The following is a 15,295-nucleotide window of genomic DNA, read 5'->3' as shown; positions in this document are numbered from 1 at the left end:
TAGTGTTTGCTCCCTCTCCCCGTGGGAGAGGGTCGGGGTGAGGGCATCAGGCCGCACCGAGGTAAATTACTCGTCCAGCAGCACCACTTTGCCGACGTACGGCAGATGGCGATAGCGCTGTGCGTAGTCAATGCCGTAGCCGACCACGAACTCATCAGGAATTGAGAAACCAACAAACTCAACGGGCACCTGAACTTCACGGCGCTCTGGTTTGTCGAGCAGGGTACAAATCGCCAGTGATTTTGGCTCACGCAGACTCAGGATTTCGCGCACTTTGGAGAGCGTGTTGCCGGAGTCGATAATGTCTTCGACGATCAGCACGTCTTTGCCGCGAATGTCTTCGTCCAGGTCTTTGAGGATTTTCACATCACGGGTGGTCGACATACCGCTGCCGTAGCTTGAGGCCGTCATAAAATCGACTTCGTGGGAGACGTGAACTTCACGGCACAGGTCCGCCATGAACATGAATGAACCACGCAGCAGGCCCACCAGCACCATTTCGCTGCCGCTGTCCTGATAATGTTCGGTAATCTGGCGGCCCAGTTCAGCGATACGCGCTTTGATCTCCGCTTCGGGGATCATCACTTCAACAGTATGTTTCATTATACTAACCATCTGATTTCAGAGATAAATCTCTCAACCACGCGCACCTCAGCACACGCCGTTGATCGGCAAGCCATGCAGTATACCAGCAAAATGATTTATCTGGGGTATGAGAAAAGAAAGCTCATTTTGTGATTCCGATCACACTTGTTAAATCCTATAATTAATTGCTACTAAAAAATTAAATAGTTAGAGGTGTGCTTTCTATGGCGGAAACAAAAACACAACAGCCCGGGCTTCTGGTGAAGCTGACGGCGCTGTTCGCAGCCTTCTGCGGGCTGTATCTTCTTATTGGTGGGGTCTGGCTCGTCTCACTGGGCGGTTCATGGTATTACCCGATTGCCGGGCTGGTGATGCTGGCCGTCACCGCAATGCTGTGGCGCAGTAAGCGCGCGGCACTGTGGCTGTATGCGCTGGTGCTGCTGGTAACCATGGTCTGGGGCGTCTGGGAAGTTGGCTTTGACTTCTGGGCGCTGACGCCGCGCAGCGATATCCTGGTCTTCTTCGGCATCTGGCTGATCCTGCCATTCGTCTGGCGTCGCCTGATTGTGCCTTCCGCGGGGGCGGTTGCCGCGCTGGTGGTGGTGCTGTTAGTGACCGCAGGCATTCTGACCTGGGCAGGCTTCCACGACCCGCAGGAAATCAACGGCACGCTGAGCACGGAAGTGACGCCAGCGGCACCAATTTCTCAGGTCGCCGATCAGGACTGGCCGGCGTATGGCCGTAATCAGGAAGGTCAGCGCTGGTCGCCGCTCAAGCAGATCAACGCCGATAACGTGCATCAGCTGAAAGAGGCCTGGGTCTTCCAGACCGGCGATCTCAAGCAGCCGAACGATCCGGGTGAAATCACCAATGAAGTAACGCCGATTAAAGTCGGCAACATGCTCTATCTCTGCTCCGCGCACCAGCGTCTGTTCGCGCTCGATGCCGCAACCGGGAAAGAGAAATGGCACTTCGATCCACAGCTCAATACCAACACCTTCTTCCAGCACGTGACCTGTCGCGGCGTGTCTTACCATGAAGCCAAGGCGGACAGCTCTCCGGCTGACGTGGTGGCTGACTGCCCGCGCCGTATCCTGCTGCCGGTGAACGACGGTCGCCTGTTCGCGCTGAATGCCGACACCGGCAAGCTGTGCGAAACCTTTGGCAACAAGGGCGTGCTGAACCTGCAAACCAATCAGCCAGTGACCACGCCGGGAATGTACGAACCGACGTCACCGCCGATTGTGACCGACAAAACCATTGTCATTGCGGGCTCCGTAACGGACAACTTCTCCACGCGTGAAGCGTCCGGCGTGATCCGTGGTTTCGACGTGAACACCGGTAAGCTGCTGTGGGCCTTCGATCCGGGTGCAAAAGATCCAAACGCCATCCCGAACGACGAACACAAATTCAGCCTGAACTCGCCGAACTCCTGGGCGCCTGCCGCCTACGATGCGAAGCTGGATCTGGTTTATCTGCCGATGGGCGTCACCACGCCGGACATCTGGGGTGGCAACCGCACACCAGAGCAGGAACGCTATGCCAGCTCGATTGTGGCGCTGAATGCGACGACCGGGAAACTGGCCTGGAGCTACCAGAGCGTTCACCACGATCTGTGGGACATGGACCAGCCTGCCCAGCCAACGCTGGCGGACATCACCGTTGACGGTAAAACCGTGCCGGTAGTCTACGCCCCGGCCAAAACCGGGAACATCTTCGTGCTGGATCGCCGTAATGGCCAACTCGTGGTGCCAGCGCCTGAAAAACCTGTGCCACAAGGGCCAGCCAAAGGCGATCGTCTGAGCCCGACTCAGCCGTTCTCTGAACTGAGCTTCCGTCCGAAGAAAGACCTGACCGGCGCGGACATGTGGGGTGCCACCATGTTCGATCAGCTGGTGTGCCGCGTGATGTTCCATCAGCTGCGCTATGAAGGCATCTTCACGCCGCCGTCTGAGCAAGGCACGCTGGTGTTCCCGGGTAACCTGGGGATGTTCGAATGGGGTGGCATTTCTGTCGATCCGAATCGTCAGGTTGCGATTGCTAACCCGATTGCTCTGCCGTTCGTTTCGCGCCTGATGCCGCGTGGCCCGGGCAACCCGATTGAACCACCGAAGGATGCGAAAGGCTCCGGGACTGAAACCGGTATTCAGCCACAGTACGGCGTGCCATATGGCGTGACGCTGAATCCGTTCCTGTCACCGTTTGGCCTGCCGTGTAAGCAGCCGGGCTGGGGTTATATCTCTGCGCTGGATCTGAAAACCAACCAGATCGCCTGGAAAAAACGTATCGGTACCCCGCAGGACAGCCTGCCGTTCCCGATGCCGTTTAAGCTGCCGTTCAATCTGGGGATGCCAATGCTGGGTGGCCCGATCTCCACCGCCGGTAACGTGCTGTTTGTAGCGGCAACCGCGGATAACTATCTGCGCGCTTACAACATGACCAACGGCGACAAGCTGTGGGAAGGTCGTCTGCCAGCAGGTGGCCAGGCAACACCGATGACTTATGAGGTGAATGGCAAGCAGTACGTGGTCATTTCCGCAGGCGGTCACGGCTCGTTTGGCACGAAGATGGGCGACTATATTGTGGCTTACGCTTTGCCGGACGACGCTAAGTAACTGAAATGCCCGGTGGCGCGCTGGCGCTTACCGGGCCTACAAAACGATCCGTAGGCCGGGTAAAGCGAAAGCTGCCACCCGGCTTTTTTTACACCGTAAACCCGAGCATCATTCCGGTATCTTCATGCTCGAGCAGATGGCAGTGCGCCATATACATATGCTCTTTCGACGCCTCATGATCGAACTTCACCAGCACTTCACTCACCGCCCCTTCCACTCTCACCGTATCCTTCCAGCCTGAGCGATGCGCCGCTGGAGGTTTGCCATTCTCCGACAGAATGCGGAACTGCGTGCCGTGAATATGGAACGGATGGAGCATCATGTCGCCCTCGCCTGAAATCGTCCAGCGCTCAAACTGCCCGCGTTGGGCGGCAAACATCGGCTGATTCATATCGAAGGCTTTGCCGTTGATCATATTGGCGTTATGGAAATCAAAGCCTTTGCCACCGTGATTCATGTGGCCCATGCTGCCGTGATCCATATTGCCCATCTTCATGTCGCCGTGGCCCATCATCTGACCGTGGTCCATGCCGCCCATCGCCTGTTTGCCGTACTTTTTCATCAACGCCTGCATGCCCATCATATCGAGCATCGGGTCCATTGAGAGCTGGAACTTGCGCTGCGTCAGTCCGTCCAGCGACGGCAGAGCAGGCAGGCTTGCCAGTGAATCAGGCAGTTCGGCGGAGCCCAGGATCGCCAGCGGCTGAATACGCATCACCGGGTGAGCCTTATCGAACGGTGCGATTGCCATCCCCATCTGATTGACCGGCAGCATGACGAGGTCGAACGCTTTGCCATCGCTGGTATCCACCAGCACCTCGAAGCGCTCACCCATCAGCATCGGCAGCTCAGTCACCTTAACAGGCTCGGCGAGCAAACCGCCGTCGCTGGCAATGACGTACAGCGGGCGATTATCGCTGGCCGCCAGATTCAGCGAGCGGGCGTTACACCCGTTCAGCAAACGCAGACGCAGCCAGCCTTTGGGTGCCGCGTGCTGCGGGTAAATTGCGCCGTTGGTCAGCAGCGTGTCGCCAAACCAGCCCACCGCAGCGCTCATAATATCCAGCTGATAGTCGATTTCCCCATCAGCGTTAAAACGCTTGTCCTGAACGATCACTGGCACATCGTCGATGCCCCACTGCTTGGGTAACAGAAGGCTGTGAATCTGCGGATCTTCAATTAATACCAGCCCCGCCAGCCCCATCGCTACCTGATGCCCGGTTTTGCCGTGCTGATGCGGATGGAACCAGCAGGTTGCGGCCTGCTGCGTGGGGGTAAAGGTAACGGTGCGCGTCGCGCCCGGTTTGATAATGCCCTGCGGGCCGCCGTCAACGTCGCCCGGGATCTCCAGTCCGTGCCAGTGAACGGTTGTCTCTTCAGAAAGCTGATTGTGGATATCAACGGTGACCGCTTTTCCCTGCTGCAGCTGCAAAGCCGGGCCAAGCAGATTGCCGTTATAGCCCCAGGTTAGTGCATTTTGCGAGCCAAACTGCGTTTTGCCACTTTGCACCGTCAATGCGATGCGGCTGCGGGCATCTGCGGTAAGTAAATTAGGAATGGGTAAAGCCGGGCGTTCGGCCGCCAGCACGCTTCGACTCCATAGCGGTAAGGCGCTGGCAACCCCCACGGCGGTGGCTAATTTGATAAATTCACGACGTTGCATCTGCACTCCCTTTTCGACGACTGGTGATTAATTGAGCTTAAACCTTTCCCTTACCGGAAGGTCAAGGAGAATCCCTTGAATAAAGCCCTGCGGACCTTTCAGAAGTGTGCTAACGTTGAATTTCGTGGATGCATTGGTAACTAAAATGAAGACGTTATTCAGAACTGTGGTACTTGGATCGCTGCTTGCTCTCTCCTCTAACAGCTACGCACTGAACGAATCCGAGGCCGAAGATATGGCCGATCTGACGGCGGTATTTGTCTTTCTGAAAAACGACTGTGGTTACCAGAATTTGCCGAACCAGCAGATTCGTCGCGCTCTGGTCTTTTTTGCCCAGCAAAATCAGTGGGATCTCAGCAACTACGACACCTTTAATATGAAAGCGCTCGGCGAAGACAGCTATCGCGATCTGAGCGGCATTCGTATCCCCACCTCTAAAAAGTGCAAAGCCCTGGCTCGTGACTCTCTGAGCCTGCTCGCCTACGTCAAGTAAGACCTCCTGCTGAAATATTGACCGTGCATCATCGGTCAATGTTAGCTATTATGTTGCGCCTGTTTTGACGGGGTGTTAACGAAGGAGGGTGCAATCCATGACCGATAACAAAGTGTGGCATGAAACGCTGCACGACCAGTTTGGTCAGTACTTTGCCGTTGAAAATGTGCTGTATCACGAAAAGACGGATCACCAGGATCTCATCATCTTTGAAAACGCCGCCTTTGGCCGCGTGATGGCGCTCGACGGCGTGGTGCAGACCACCGAGCGTGACGAATTCATTTATCACGAGATGATGACTCACGTCCCCCTGCTGGCCCATGGTCACGCAAAACACGTGCTGATTATTGGCGGCGGTGATGGTGCAATGCTGCGTGAAGTCAGCCGCCATAAAAACATTGAAACCATCACCATGGTGGAAATCGATGCGGGCGTGGTTTCCTTCTGCCGCCAGTATCTGCCGAACCACAATGCGGGCAGCTATGACGACCCGCGCTTCAGCCTGGTTATCGACGACGGCGTCAATTTTGTTAACCAGACGACGCAAACGTTTGACGTGATCATCTCTGACTGCACCGATCCGATTGGCCCAGGTGAAAGCCTGTTCACCTCGGCGTTTTACGAAGGCTGCAAGCGCTGCCTGACTCCGGGCGGCATTTTCGTGGCGCAGAACGGCGTGTGCTTACTTCAGCAGGACGAAGCGCTCGACAGCCACCGCAAGCTCAGCCACTACTTTGCCGACGTGAGCTTCTATCAGGCAGCAATCCCGACCTACTACGGCGGCATCATGACCTTTGCCTGGGCGACGGACAACGAAGCGCTGCGCCATCTCTCAACGGAGATTATCCAGGCCCGCTTCCACCACGCCGGATTGACCTGCCGCTACTACAACCCGGCCATTCACACCGCGGCCTTTGCACTCCCGCAATACCTGCAAAACGCCCTGGCCGCGACCCGGGAGGTGAACCCAATTGAAAAAGCTTAAACTGCATGGCTTTAACAACCTGACCAAAAGCCTGAGTTTTTGTATTTACGATATCTGCTATGTGAAAACGGCAGAAGAGCGCGATGGCTATATCGCCTATATCGACGAACTCTATAACGCCAACCGCCTGACGGAGATCCTGTCAGAAACCTGCTCCATCATCGGCGCGAACATCCTGAACATCGCGCGTCAGGATTATGAGCCACAGGGCGCCAGCGTCACCATTCTGGTGAGTGAAGAGCCGGTTGACCCAAAACTTATCGACCCCACCGAGCATCCTGGCCCGCTGCCGGAAGCGGTGGTGGCGCACCTCGATAAAAGCCATATCTGCGTGCATACCTATCCGGAAAGCCACCCGGAAGGTGGGCTCTGCACCTTCCGCGCCGATATCGAAGTCTCGACATGCGGCGTGATTTCACCGCTAAACGCACTGAACTATCTTATTCACCAACTGGAGTCCGATATTGTGACCGTCGACTATCGTGTACGCGGCTTTACCCGCGACGTGAACGGCATGAAACACTTTATCGATCATGAAATTAACTCCATCCAGAACTTTATGTCTGAGGATATGAAGGCGCTGTACGACATGGTGGACGTGAACGTCTATCAGGAAAACATCTTCCATACCAAGATGTTGCTGAAAGAGTTCGACCTGAAGCACTACATGTTCCACACCAGACCGGAAGATTTGAGCGAAGCGGAACGCAAAGCCATCACCGACCTGCTGTGGAAAGAGATGCGTGAGATTTACTACGGCCGCAATATTCCGGCCGTATAGGTTGTTGGGAGCAGGGAAGCTCCCGTGAGTTACTTCTGCTGCATAAAGGCGCGATACGCCGTGACCACCTGAAGAAAGTCCTCCACGCCACACATGGATAAGCTCTCTTCGTCGTAGTAGCTCATACCCTCTTCCATCTCATCGCCTGAAAATTCCAGCTGGTTGGCACGAACCATCACTTCTTCACCGTCCATCCAGACCGTGTATTCGTGACCCGCACTCTGCCATGAGTTTTCGGTTCCCTTTACCGTCTGTGCCGCCGCTTCGACTTCATCGAGCAGCGCAAGGTTCTCTTTTACTTCTTCGTTAAACCAATGCCCAACCGCTTCGTGGCCCATCGACATACGCACTTTCACCACCCCGGTGATGTCGCGCAGAAATTCGTAATCCATGGTGTTGTCCTCTGCAAAGCCATTGCTGTAATTATCGCAGGTGGAGAGGAGAAAAAAAGCGGGACGGGTGTCAGGAGTGGAAAATAAAAACCCCACGCAGAAAACGTAGGGTTTTGGAGGCCTGATAAGCGCCAGCGCCATCAGGCAATTCGGGGAACAGTACGGTCTGGTGCCCTCTCCCCCAGCCCCTCTCCCACGGGGAGAGGGGAGCTGAACATTCCCTCTCCATTTGGGAGAGGGTGCAAACACTAAAAACGGCAACCGAAGTTGCCGTTTTGCTGTTTATACAGCCGTCTGGAAAATCACGCCGTCGGCTTTCTCGGTGTACTGAGTCAGCTGGTCGAAGTTCAGATAGCGGTAGGTGTCTGCAGCGGTCTTATCAACCTGCGCCACAAACGTCTGGTACTCTTCCGGCGTTGGCAGCTTACCAATCAGCGCCGCAACGGCTGCCAGCTCCGCAGAGGCCAGGTAGACGTTTGCCCCGGTACCGAGACGGTTCGGGAAGTTACGGGTTGAGGTGGACACCACCGTCGCACCGTCTGCCACGCGCGCCTGGTTACCCATACACAGGGAGCAGCCCGGGATCTCGATACGCGCGCCGCTCTTACCAAAGACGCTGTAGTAGCCTTCTTCAGTCAGCTGTGCTGCATCCATACGGGTAGGCGGTGCCACCCACAGGCGCGTTGGCAGCTGGCCTTTGTGCGTATCCAGCAGTTTACCTGCGGCACGGAAGTGACCGATGTTGGTCATGCAGGAGCCGATAAACACTTCGTCGATCTTGTCGCCCTGCACGTCTGACAGCAGACGCGCGTCGTCCGGATCGTTTGGCGCACAGAGAATTGGCTCTTTGATATCCGCCAGATCGATGTCGATCACCGCCGCGTACTCCGCGTCAGCGTCAGCTTCGAGCAGTTGCGGGTCCGCCAGCCATTTTTCCATGCCCTGGATACGGCGCTCCAGCGTACGGCGATCGCCGTAGCCTTCGGCAATCATCCACTTCAGCAGCACGATGTTGGAGTTCAGATACTCTTCGATCGGCGCCTGGTTCAGCTTGATGGTACAGCCCGCGGCGGAACGCTCGGCGGACGCATCGGTCAGCTCAAACGCCTGCTCGACTTTCAGATCCGGCAGACCTTCAATTTCCAGAATGCGGCCAGAGAAGATGTTCTTCTTACCTTTCTTCTCAACGGTCAGCAGGCCCTGCTTGATGGCATACAGCGGAATGGCGTGAACCAGGTCGCGCAGGGTGATGCCCGGCTGCATTTTCCCTTTGAAGCGCACCAGCACGGATTCCGGCATGTCGAGCGGCATGACGCCGGTCGCGGCGGCAAACGCCACCAGGCCAGAGCCCGCCGGGAAGGAGATACCGATCGGGAAACGGGTGTGGGAGTCACCGCCGGTACCGACGGTGTCCGGCAGCAGCATGCGGTTCAGCCAGGAGTGGATCACGCCATCGCCCGGACGCAGGGACACACCGCCACGGTTCATGATGAAGTCCGGCAGCGTATGGTGCGTGGTGACGTCAACAGGCTTCGGATAGGCCGCAGTGTGGCAGAAGGACTGCATCACCAGGTCAGAAGAGAAGCCCAGGCACGCCAGGTCTTTCAGCTCATCACGGGTCATCGGGCCGGTGGTGTCCTGAGAACCGACGGAGGTCATCTTCGGCTCACAGTAAGCGCCCGGACGAATGCCGGTCACGCCGCAGGCGCGGCCAACCATTTTCTGCGCCAGAGAGTAGCCACGGTTGCTTTCAGCTACGTCTTTCGCCTGACGGAACACTTCGCTGTGTGGCAGGCCCATCGCTTCACGCGCTTTGGTGGTCAGACCGCGGCCGATAATCAGCGGAATACGGCCACCGGCGCGCACTTCGTCGATCAGCACGTCGGTTTTCAGCTCGAAGCTTGCCAGAAGTTCGTTGGTTTCGTGGTTGCGTACTTCACCCTTGAACGGGTAAACGTCGATCACGTCGCCCATGTTCAGGTCGTTTACGTCCACTTCAATCGGCAGCGCGCCCGCATCTTCCATGGTGTTGAAGAAGATAGGTGCAATTTTGCCGCCGAGGCACAGGCCGCCGCCGCGCTTGTTCGGCACGTGCGGGATATCATCGCCCATGAACCACAGCACGGAGTTAGTCGCGGATTTACGCGAAGAACCCGTACCGACAACGTCGCCGACGTAAGCCAGAGGGAAGCCTTTTTTCTGCAGTGCTTCGATCTGTTTGATCGGGCCAACAACGCCTGGCTGATCCGGATCAATGCCTTCGCGGGCGTTTTTCAGCATCGCCAGAGCGTGCAGTGGAATATCAGGGCGGGACCATGCATCCGGTGCCGGAGAGAGGTCATCGGTGTTGGTTTCACCGGTCACTTTGAAAACGGTGACGGTCATTTTTTCCGCCAGCGCCGGACGGCTCAGGAACCACTCGGCATCGGCCCAGGATTGCATCACCTGCTTCGCGTGGGCATTGCCCGCTTTGGCTTTCTCTTCCACGTCGTAGAAGTTGTCGAACATCAGCAGGGTGTGAGACAGCGCTTTGGCGGCAATCGGTGCCAGCTTTTCGTTGTCCAGCGCGTCGATCAGCGGATGAATGTTGTAGCCGCCCTGCATGGTGCCCAGCAGTTCGATGGCTTTTTCAGGGGTTACAAGTGGGGAGGTTGCTTCGCCTTTGGCGACAGCAGCAAGGAATCCGGCTTTCACGTAGGCGGCTTCGTCTACGCCCGGTGGTACACGATTGATTAACAGGTCTAACAGGAATTCTTCTTCGCCCGCAGGCGGCGCTTTCAGCAGCTCAACCAGTCCGGCCATTTGGGTTGCATCTAAAGGTTTTGCAACAATCCCCTCGGCGGCACGCTCAGCTACGTGCTTACGGTATTCTTCTAGCACGACGGTATCTCCTCGCTCTCATTGTCATATGCGGCCGGCGTTCTCTTCACGCTCCTGTGAGACAGCAGTTTGTAGGGTACATGCCCGATACCGCGTCGGGCAGCATAGCAGGATTTCAGGGGGGTGTTAATCTGTTTACAAAAAAGCAACATTAAAATTTTGCTGAATCGTTAAGGTCAGCATAAAGCCGCCTGAAACATTATTTTTGGACATAATAATCTTATCCGGATACACATCTGGCCTGCCGATCCCAACTAAAGTCAAAAACGAAAAATAAGTCTCCCTATACTCCCGTCAATGCTGCCATTTTCGGCAATACTCTGTGCAACAGGCTCAAATCTTTGCGCCAGGAGAAAATCATGACGTTGCCTTTTAAGCCCCATATTCTCGCGCTGCTGTGCAGTGCCGGGTTGCTAGCCGCTGCGGGTACGCTGTATGTGAAAAGCCACGCGGCAGAGACGTCGCCAGCACCTGCCCCCGTCGCTCAACCGGCCACGCCTGCACCCGCAGCCGCTCCTGCCAGCACACAGCCAGTTGCCGCCACTTATACTGCCGCGCAAATCGATCAGTGGGTCGCCCCGGTTGCGCTCTACCCGGACAACCTGCTCTCGCAGGTGTTGATGGCATCAACCTATCCGAGCAACGTTTTGCAGGCTGTGCAGTGGTCGCAGGATAACCCGACCATGCAGGGCGACGCCGCCGTGCAGGCCGTGGCAAACCAGCCGTGGGATCCGAGCGTGAAATCGCTGGTCGCCTTCCCGGCGCTGCTTTCCCTGATGGGTGAAAACCCGCAGTGGGTGCAGGATCTCGGCAACGCGTTCCTCGCCCAGCCGCAGGACGTGATGGATTCCGTGCAAAAATTGCGTGCCGTCGCACAGCAAACCGGCACGCTGAAATCCTCGCCGCAGCAAAAGGTGACCACCACCAAAGTCACGCCACCACCGGCAAGCGCAACATCAACCACCACGGCGAAGAGCAGCACCACTACCGTCGTTGAACCTGCGCCGACCACGCAAGTCATCAAGATTGAGTCCACCGATCCGAACGTGGTGTACGTGCCTACCTACAACCCAAATACCGTTTATGGCACCTGGCCGAACACGTCCTATCCGCCGGTTTATCTGCCCCCGACGCCGGGCCAGCAGTTCACCAACAGCTTTGTAAACGGCTTTGGCTACAGCCTGGGCGTGGCGACCACCTGGGCGCTGTTCAGCAGCATCGACTGGGATCATGATGATTACCACCATCACGATGACGACTGGGATCACGGCGGCTATCACGGAGGCGGAAACAACAATATCAATATTAATGTTAACCGCTATAACCACTTCCCTAACCAGCATCTGGATGGCAACGGCACGAACTGGCAGCATAATCCGACATACAGGAATAACGTGCCGTATCCGAACAACAACGTCGCGCAGAAGTTCCATCAGACCAACGTGGCCGGCGGCCTGAGTGCGACACAACGAACGGCACCCGCCAACCTGACCAGCCAGCGCCAGGCAGCCCTGGATCAGTTCCAGCACAGCACGCACAACGGGGCCGCGAAAGGCCTTACAGCGGGCGGTGTAGCCGCAGCGGGTAACCGCAATGTGCAGCGTGAAGCCGCGTCACAGCAGCTCAATAACATCACTCAGCGCAGCAACTACCGGGGTTACGATACGCCGGAAAAACGCACGGCGGCAAAAGAGAAACTGCAGAATCCAACGGCGCAACAGCAGCAGCGTCGGGAGACGGCAAAATCCCATGTGCAGAACCCGACGGCCCAGCAGCAACAGCATCGTGAACAGGTGAAAGAGCATCATGCCTCCGTCACGCCCGCGCAGCATCAGCAGCGCCAGCAGCAGGCGCAGAACCTCCGCTCTAACGCCTTCAGCGGGAACGACAGTCGTTCACCGTCCTGGGAGGCCCAGCGCCAGCGGGGAATGCAAAGCCGTAACACCGCGCACCTGAACAACAGTCAGCGTTCAGCCGTCCAGCAGCATGCGTCGCAACACCGCGAACTGCGTCATCGCTAAGGAGCCGTGATGAAAAAACTACTGATTTCAGGCTGGCTCGCGCTGTTTGCCCTGCCCGCCTTTGCGCAGCAGCATTTTGACAATCCTGACAAAGCCGCCAGCGCGCTGGCCGACGCAGTCGCAACACAGAATGAAACGGCGCTGAACGACCTTCTGGGCGAAAACTGGCGTCAGTATCTGCCCCAGCGGGAAGCCGATCCGCAAGCCGTGGCCCGTTTTCTGCGGGACTGGAAAGTGAGCCACAAAACCGTGGTGAGCGGTGATATGGCCCATCTGAACGTGGGGCGAGAAGAGTGGCAGCTGCCGCTCCCGATGCTGAAAACCGCTGAAGGCTGGCATTTTGATATGGCGCGAGCCGAGGAAGAAATCCAGACCCGCGAGATTGGCCGTAATGAGCTTTCTGCCATTCAGGCGATGCACGCCTACGTCGATGCGCAAGAGGATTACCACCAGCGATTCCAGGTTTATGCGAAAAAACTGCTGAGCAGCGAAGGGCAAAAAGATGGCCTCTACTGGCCAACGCAGGCGGGTGATGAGCCGAGCCCGCTAGGCCCGGCCTACAGCCCCGTCGAGCCGGATGCCGGCTATCACGGCTATCGTTTTCGCATCATCCCGGATTCCGACCCGCAGGGCTTCGCGCTGATTGCCTGGCCTGTGAAGTACGGCGAAACGGGGATCATGAGCTTTATGATCGATCACAACGACAAGGTCTGGCAGATGGATGCAGGCCTGCACTCTGCGGACAAAGCAAAAGAAGTTAAAGCTTTTGCGCCGGAAAAACCCTGGCAGGAAATCAGTCAGTAACGGCAAAGGGGTTTACTGCGGGTAAACCCCTTCGTTTTCCCCTCCCCCCTTTCCTGCTGGCGAGCGTCCTCTTACTCTGTGATACTGACGCGCAATCGGCAGCGAAAGAGTGAGTTCAGGATGACAACAAATCGCGCGTTTCTTCTGCGTGGCCTGGTGGCCTGGCTGGCCCTCAGCCTGCTGTGCTGCGCCCTGCTCTACGCCGAACAGATTCGCCGCCAGTACTGGCAGTTTGATCGCGCCTTTGGGCTGCTTTACAGCACCATCAATACCGCACTGACTCAGAATGAATCGGTCATTCCCGTGCTCAGCGGCGGTGAAAATCTCGCACTGCTGCAGCAAAAGTTCCCACAAATTGAGGCCCTGGAGACAACCATCGCTCGCCCGCTCGATGCGCCGCGCGTGGAAAAGCTCTCACCGACAAGCTACTGGCTGTACAACCCTTACCGCCAGATTCGTGTGCGGATTAACCTTGCCTCCTTCCTTCAGTCTGCCCCGCACTTTTCAGCCGTGCGGCTCAGCATGAGCACGCCATCCGCCCTCGGGCCGGAGCACTGGCAGTGGACTCGGCAATTTCAGCAGCACTTTCAGCCCTTCACCCTTCAGGCCAGCGCCACGCCGCAGTGGTTCGCCGTCGCATGGCTGCCCCATCTGCTTATCGTCCTCTGTTGGGGAGCGATCGTCAGCCTGCTGATACTCCTGCTGTGGGGACGCAGAGAGCAGCGAACAGACCGCCAGCGTGCCGATTATTATCAGCACGCGCGGCTGAACACGCTGGGTGAAATGGCGGCGGGCGTGGTGCATGAAATCAATCAACCTCTGACCGCCACGCAAATGTGGCTGCAGGGTGGCATGCGCCAGCTCGACAACGGGAGACCTGAAGAAGCCCGACACGCGATACACTCGGCCCTGACGCAGACCCAGCGCATAAGTGAACTGCTTACCCGCTTTCGGGCGCATCTGAGCCAGGAAGACGTGACCCTCACTGCGGTGAATCTGGCCCACAGCTGGCAGCGCGTTGGCAATTTACTGGAGCGCGAGCCGGGCTCTGAGCGCATCCGCATTACCCATTCGCTTCAGGCCCTTCACGTCCGGGCCGACCGCCTGTGGCTGGAACAGGTACTACACAATTTACTCAACAACGCGATTCAGGCTCAGTCATCACGGGGTGAAGGCTGGGTACATATTACCAGCGAGGCCTCGGGCGAAAGGGTTTGCGTCACGCTCACTGACGGCGGGCCGGGCTTTAGCGCAGAGGCGTTGAAGCTCGCGCTGATGCCACTTTACACGGAGCGCAAAGGCGGGCTCGGTCTGGGGCTGACGCTCAGTGAATCGCTGATGACCCGCATGGGCGGCAGCGTGATGCTGACGAACACACCGGAAGGCGGCGCGCAAATCCGCCTGTGGTTTATCAAAGAGGCATAACCGGCATGGACAAAATTATCTACATCATCGACGACGACGCATCCATTCGCGAATCGCTGACTTTTCTCTTCTCCACGCTGAACTGGCCGGTAAAAGACTTTGCGTCCATCGACGCCTTTATGGCCGCGAACGCCCCGGAAGACCAGCTGACCGGCTGCCTGCTGCTGGATATGAGAATGCCGGGCAGCAGCGGGCTCAGCTGGCTTGAAAACAACAGCGCATCGCACTCGTTGCTGCCGGTGGTGATGATGACGGGACACGGCTCCATCGATGCCTGCCGTCGGGCGTTTCACCATGGTGTGTTTGAGTTTTTCACCAAGCCACTGGACGCCGATCGGCTTATCGAAACCGTTCACGCTGCCTTTGCCGAAAGCGAACTGCGTCACCAACGCTGGCAGGAAAACGTTCACGCTAAGCAGCTTTTCGCCCAACTGACCGCAAGGGAAACAGACGTGCTGCGGGAACTGATGACTGGCGCCAGCAACAAGGAGGTCGCAACACGCCTGGATCTCTCCACCCGCACTGTAGAGGCGCATCGCGCGGCGATTTTCAGCAAGCTTGGCGTCAGCAGCCTGGTGCAGGCCACCCGCGATTACGACAAACTGCACTAAGTAGAATTACCAGGACGGCTGCGTAATCGTGCGAATTACG

12 protein-coding genes are annotated in these 15,295 nt (G+C 57.2%); 8 read left to right on the top strand and 4 right to left on the bottom strand.

Features of this window, described 5'->3' with window-relative positions; genetic code table 11:
- Positions 1-66 precede the first annotated feature (66 nt).
- Positions 67-603, bottom strand: a complete 537-nt coding sequence (gene hpt, locus CRO87_RS10610; RefSeq protein WP_176504293.1) for a hypoxanthine phosphoribosyltransferase — start codon at positions 601-603, stop codon at positions 67-69.
- A gap of 206 nt (positions 604-809) precedes the next feature.
- Here hpt and CRO87_RS10605 point away from each other — a divergent pair, with 206 nt between their 5' ends.
- Entirely contained in the window at positions 810-3,200 is a 2,391-nt protein-coding gene (locus tag CRO87_RS10605) for a glucose/quinate/shikimate family membrane-bound PQQ-dependent dehydrogenase (RefSeq protein ID WP_097162907.1), read from the top strand.
- A gap of 88 nt (positions 3,201-3,288) precedes the next feature.
- On the opposite strand, the gene cueO is transcribed toward CRO87_RS10605, so the two are convergent.
- Positions 3,289-4,863: a multicopper oxidase CueO gene (gene cueO, locus CRO87_RS10600; protein WP_097162906.1), complete on the bottom strand. Its 1,575-nt coding sequence runs from the start codon at positions 4,861-4,863 to the stop codon at positions 3,289-3,291.
- Positions 4,864-5,008: 145 nt separating this feature from the next.
- On the opposite strand from cueO, the gene CRO87_RS10595 reads away from it, so the two are divergent.
- From CRO87_RS10595 to speD, 3 genes are all read left to right on the top strand, one after another.
- On the top strand, positions 5,009-5,356 hold the full coding sequence (locus CRO87_RS10595; RefSeq protein ID WP_097162974.1) for a YacC family pilotin-like protein: 348 nt from the start codon (positions 5,009-5,011) through the stop codon (positions 5,354-5,356).
- Positions 5,357-5,453: 97 nt separating this feature from the next.
- Complete coding sequence (gene speE / locus CRO87_RS10590) at positions 5,454-6,341, top strand: polyamine aminopropyltransferase (protein ID WP_097162905.1); 888 nt, start codon at positions 5,454-5,456, stop codon at positions 6,339-6,341.
- Positions 6,328-7,122 (top strand): adenosylmethionine decarboxylase, encoded by a 795-nt coding sequence (gene speD / locus CRO87_RS10585; protein ID WP_097162904.1) that lies wholly within the window; start codon positions 6,328-6,330, stop codon positions 7,120-7,122. Before speE ends, speD begins: the two co-directional genes overlap by 14 nt.
- Positions 7,123-7,151: 29 nt before the next feature.
- Here the strand turns inward: speD and yacL are convergent, their stop codons facing one another.
- Together yacL and acnB are read right to left on the bottom strand one after the other, a co-directional pair.
- Positions 7,152-7,514: a protein YacL gene (gene yacL / locus CRO87_RS10580; RefSeq protein ID WP_097162973.1), complete on the bottom strand. Its 363-nt coding sequence runs from the start codon at positions 7,512-7,514 to the stop codon at positions 7,152-7,154.
- A 282-nt stretch (positions 7,515-7,796) separates the two neighbouring features.
- Complete coding sequence (gene acnB, locus CRO87_RS10575; protein WP_097162903.1) at positions 7,797-10,394, bottom strand: bifunctional aconitate hydratase 2/2-methylisocitrate dehydratase; 2,598 nt, start codon at positions 10,392-10,394, stop codon at positions 7,797-7,799.
- Between the two features lie 359 nt (positions 10,395-10,753).
- Between acnB and CRO87_RS10570 the strand changes: the two genes are divergently transcribed.
- From CRO87_RS10570 to CRO87_RS10555, 4 genes are all read left to right on the top strand, one after another.
- Positions 10,754-12,415, top strand: coding sequence for a DUF3300 domain-containing protein (locus CRO87_RS10570; RefSeq protein WP_097162902.1), 1,662 nt, complete (start codon positions 10,754-10,756; stop codon positions 12,413-12,415).
- A 9-nt stretch (positions 12,416-12,424) separates the two neighbouring features.
- On the top strand, positions 12,425-13,219 hold the full coding sequence (locus CRO87_RS10565; RefSeq protein WP_097162901.1) for a DUF2950 family protein: 795 nt from the start codon (positions 12,425-12,427) through the stop codon (positions 13,217-13,219).
- 120 nt (positions 13,220-13,339) lie between these two features.
- On the top strand, positions 13,340-14,644 hold the full coding sequence (locus CRO87_RS10560) for a sensor histidine kinase (RefSeq protein WP_097162900.1): 1,305 nt from the start codon (positions 13,340-13,342) through the stop codon (positions 14,642-14,644).
- Positions 14,645-14,649: 5 nt separating this feature from the next.
- The gene (locus CRO87_RS10555; RefSeq protein ID WP_097162899.1) at positions 14,650-15,255 is read left to right on the top strand and encodes a response regulator transcription factor; all 606 of its coding nucleotides are present in this window, start codon (positions 14,650-14,652) and stop codon (positions 15,253-15,255) included.
- Positions 15,256-15,295 lie beyond the last annotated feature (40 nt).

The sequence above is a fragment of the Enterobacter sp. CC120223-11 genome, from assembly GCF_900215375.1.
In the GTDB taxonomy this organism is placed as follows: domain Bacteria; phylum Pseudomonadota; class Gammaproteobacteria; order Enterobacterales; family Enterobacteriaceae; genus Scandinavium.
This window is presented reverse-complemented; position numbering and strand designations above follow the sequence as displayed.

Bases quoted from the DNA above. Each gene is read 5' to 3' on its own strand.
- CRO87_RS10560 (WP_097162900.1), top strand. From the start codon at position 13,340: ATGACAACAAATCGCGCGTTTCTTCTGCGTGGCCTGGTGGCCTGGCTG.
- hpt (WP_176504293.1), bottom strand. From the start codon at position 603: ATGAAACATACTGTTGAAGTGATGATCCCCGAAGCGGAGATCAAAGCG.
- CRO87_RS10565 (WP_097162901.1), top strand. From the start codon at position 12,425: ATGAAAAAACTACTGATTTCAGGCTGGCTCGCGCTGTTTGCCCTGCCC.
- cueO (WP_097162906.1), bottom strand. From the start codon at position 4,863: ATGCAACGTCGTGAATTTATCAAATTAGCCACCGCCGTGGGGGTTGCC.
- CRO87_RS10605 (WP_097162907.1), top strand. From the start codon at position 810: ATGGCGGAAACAAAAACACAACAGCCCGGGCTTCTGGTGAAGCTGACG.
- CRO87_RS10595 (WP_097162974.1), top strand. From the start codon at position 5,009: ATGAAGACGTTATTCAGAACTGTGGTACTTGGATCGCTGCTTGCTCTC.
- CRO87_RS10570 (WP_097162902.1), top strand. From the start codon at position 10,754: ATGACGTTGCCTTTTAAGCCCCATATTCTCGCGCTGCTGTGCAGTGCC.
- speE (WP_097162905.1), top strand. From the start codon at position 5,454: ATGACCGATAACAAAGTGTGGCATGAAACGCTGCACGACCAGTTTGGT.
- yacL (WP_097162973.1), bottom strand. From the start codon at position 7,514: ATGGATTACGAATTTCTGCGCGACATCACCGGGGTGGTGAAAGTGCGT.
- CRO87_RS10555 (WP_097162899.1), top strand. From the start codon at position 14,650: ATGGACAAAATTATCTACATCATCGACGACGACGCATCCATTCGCGAA.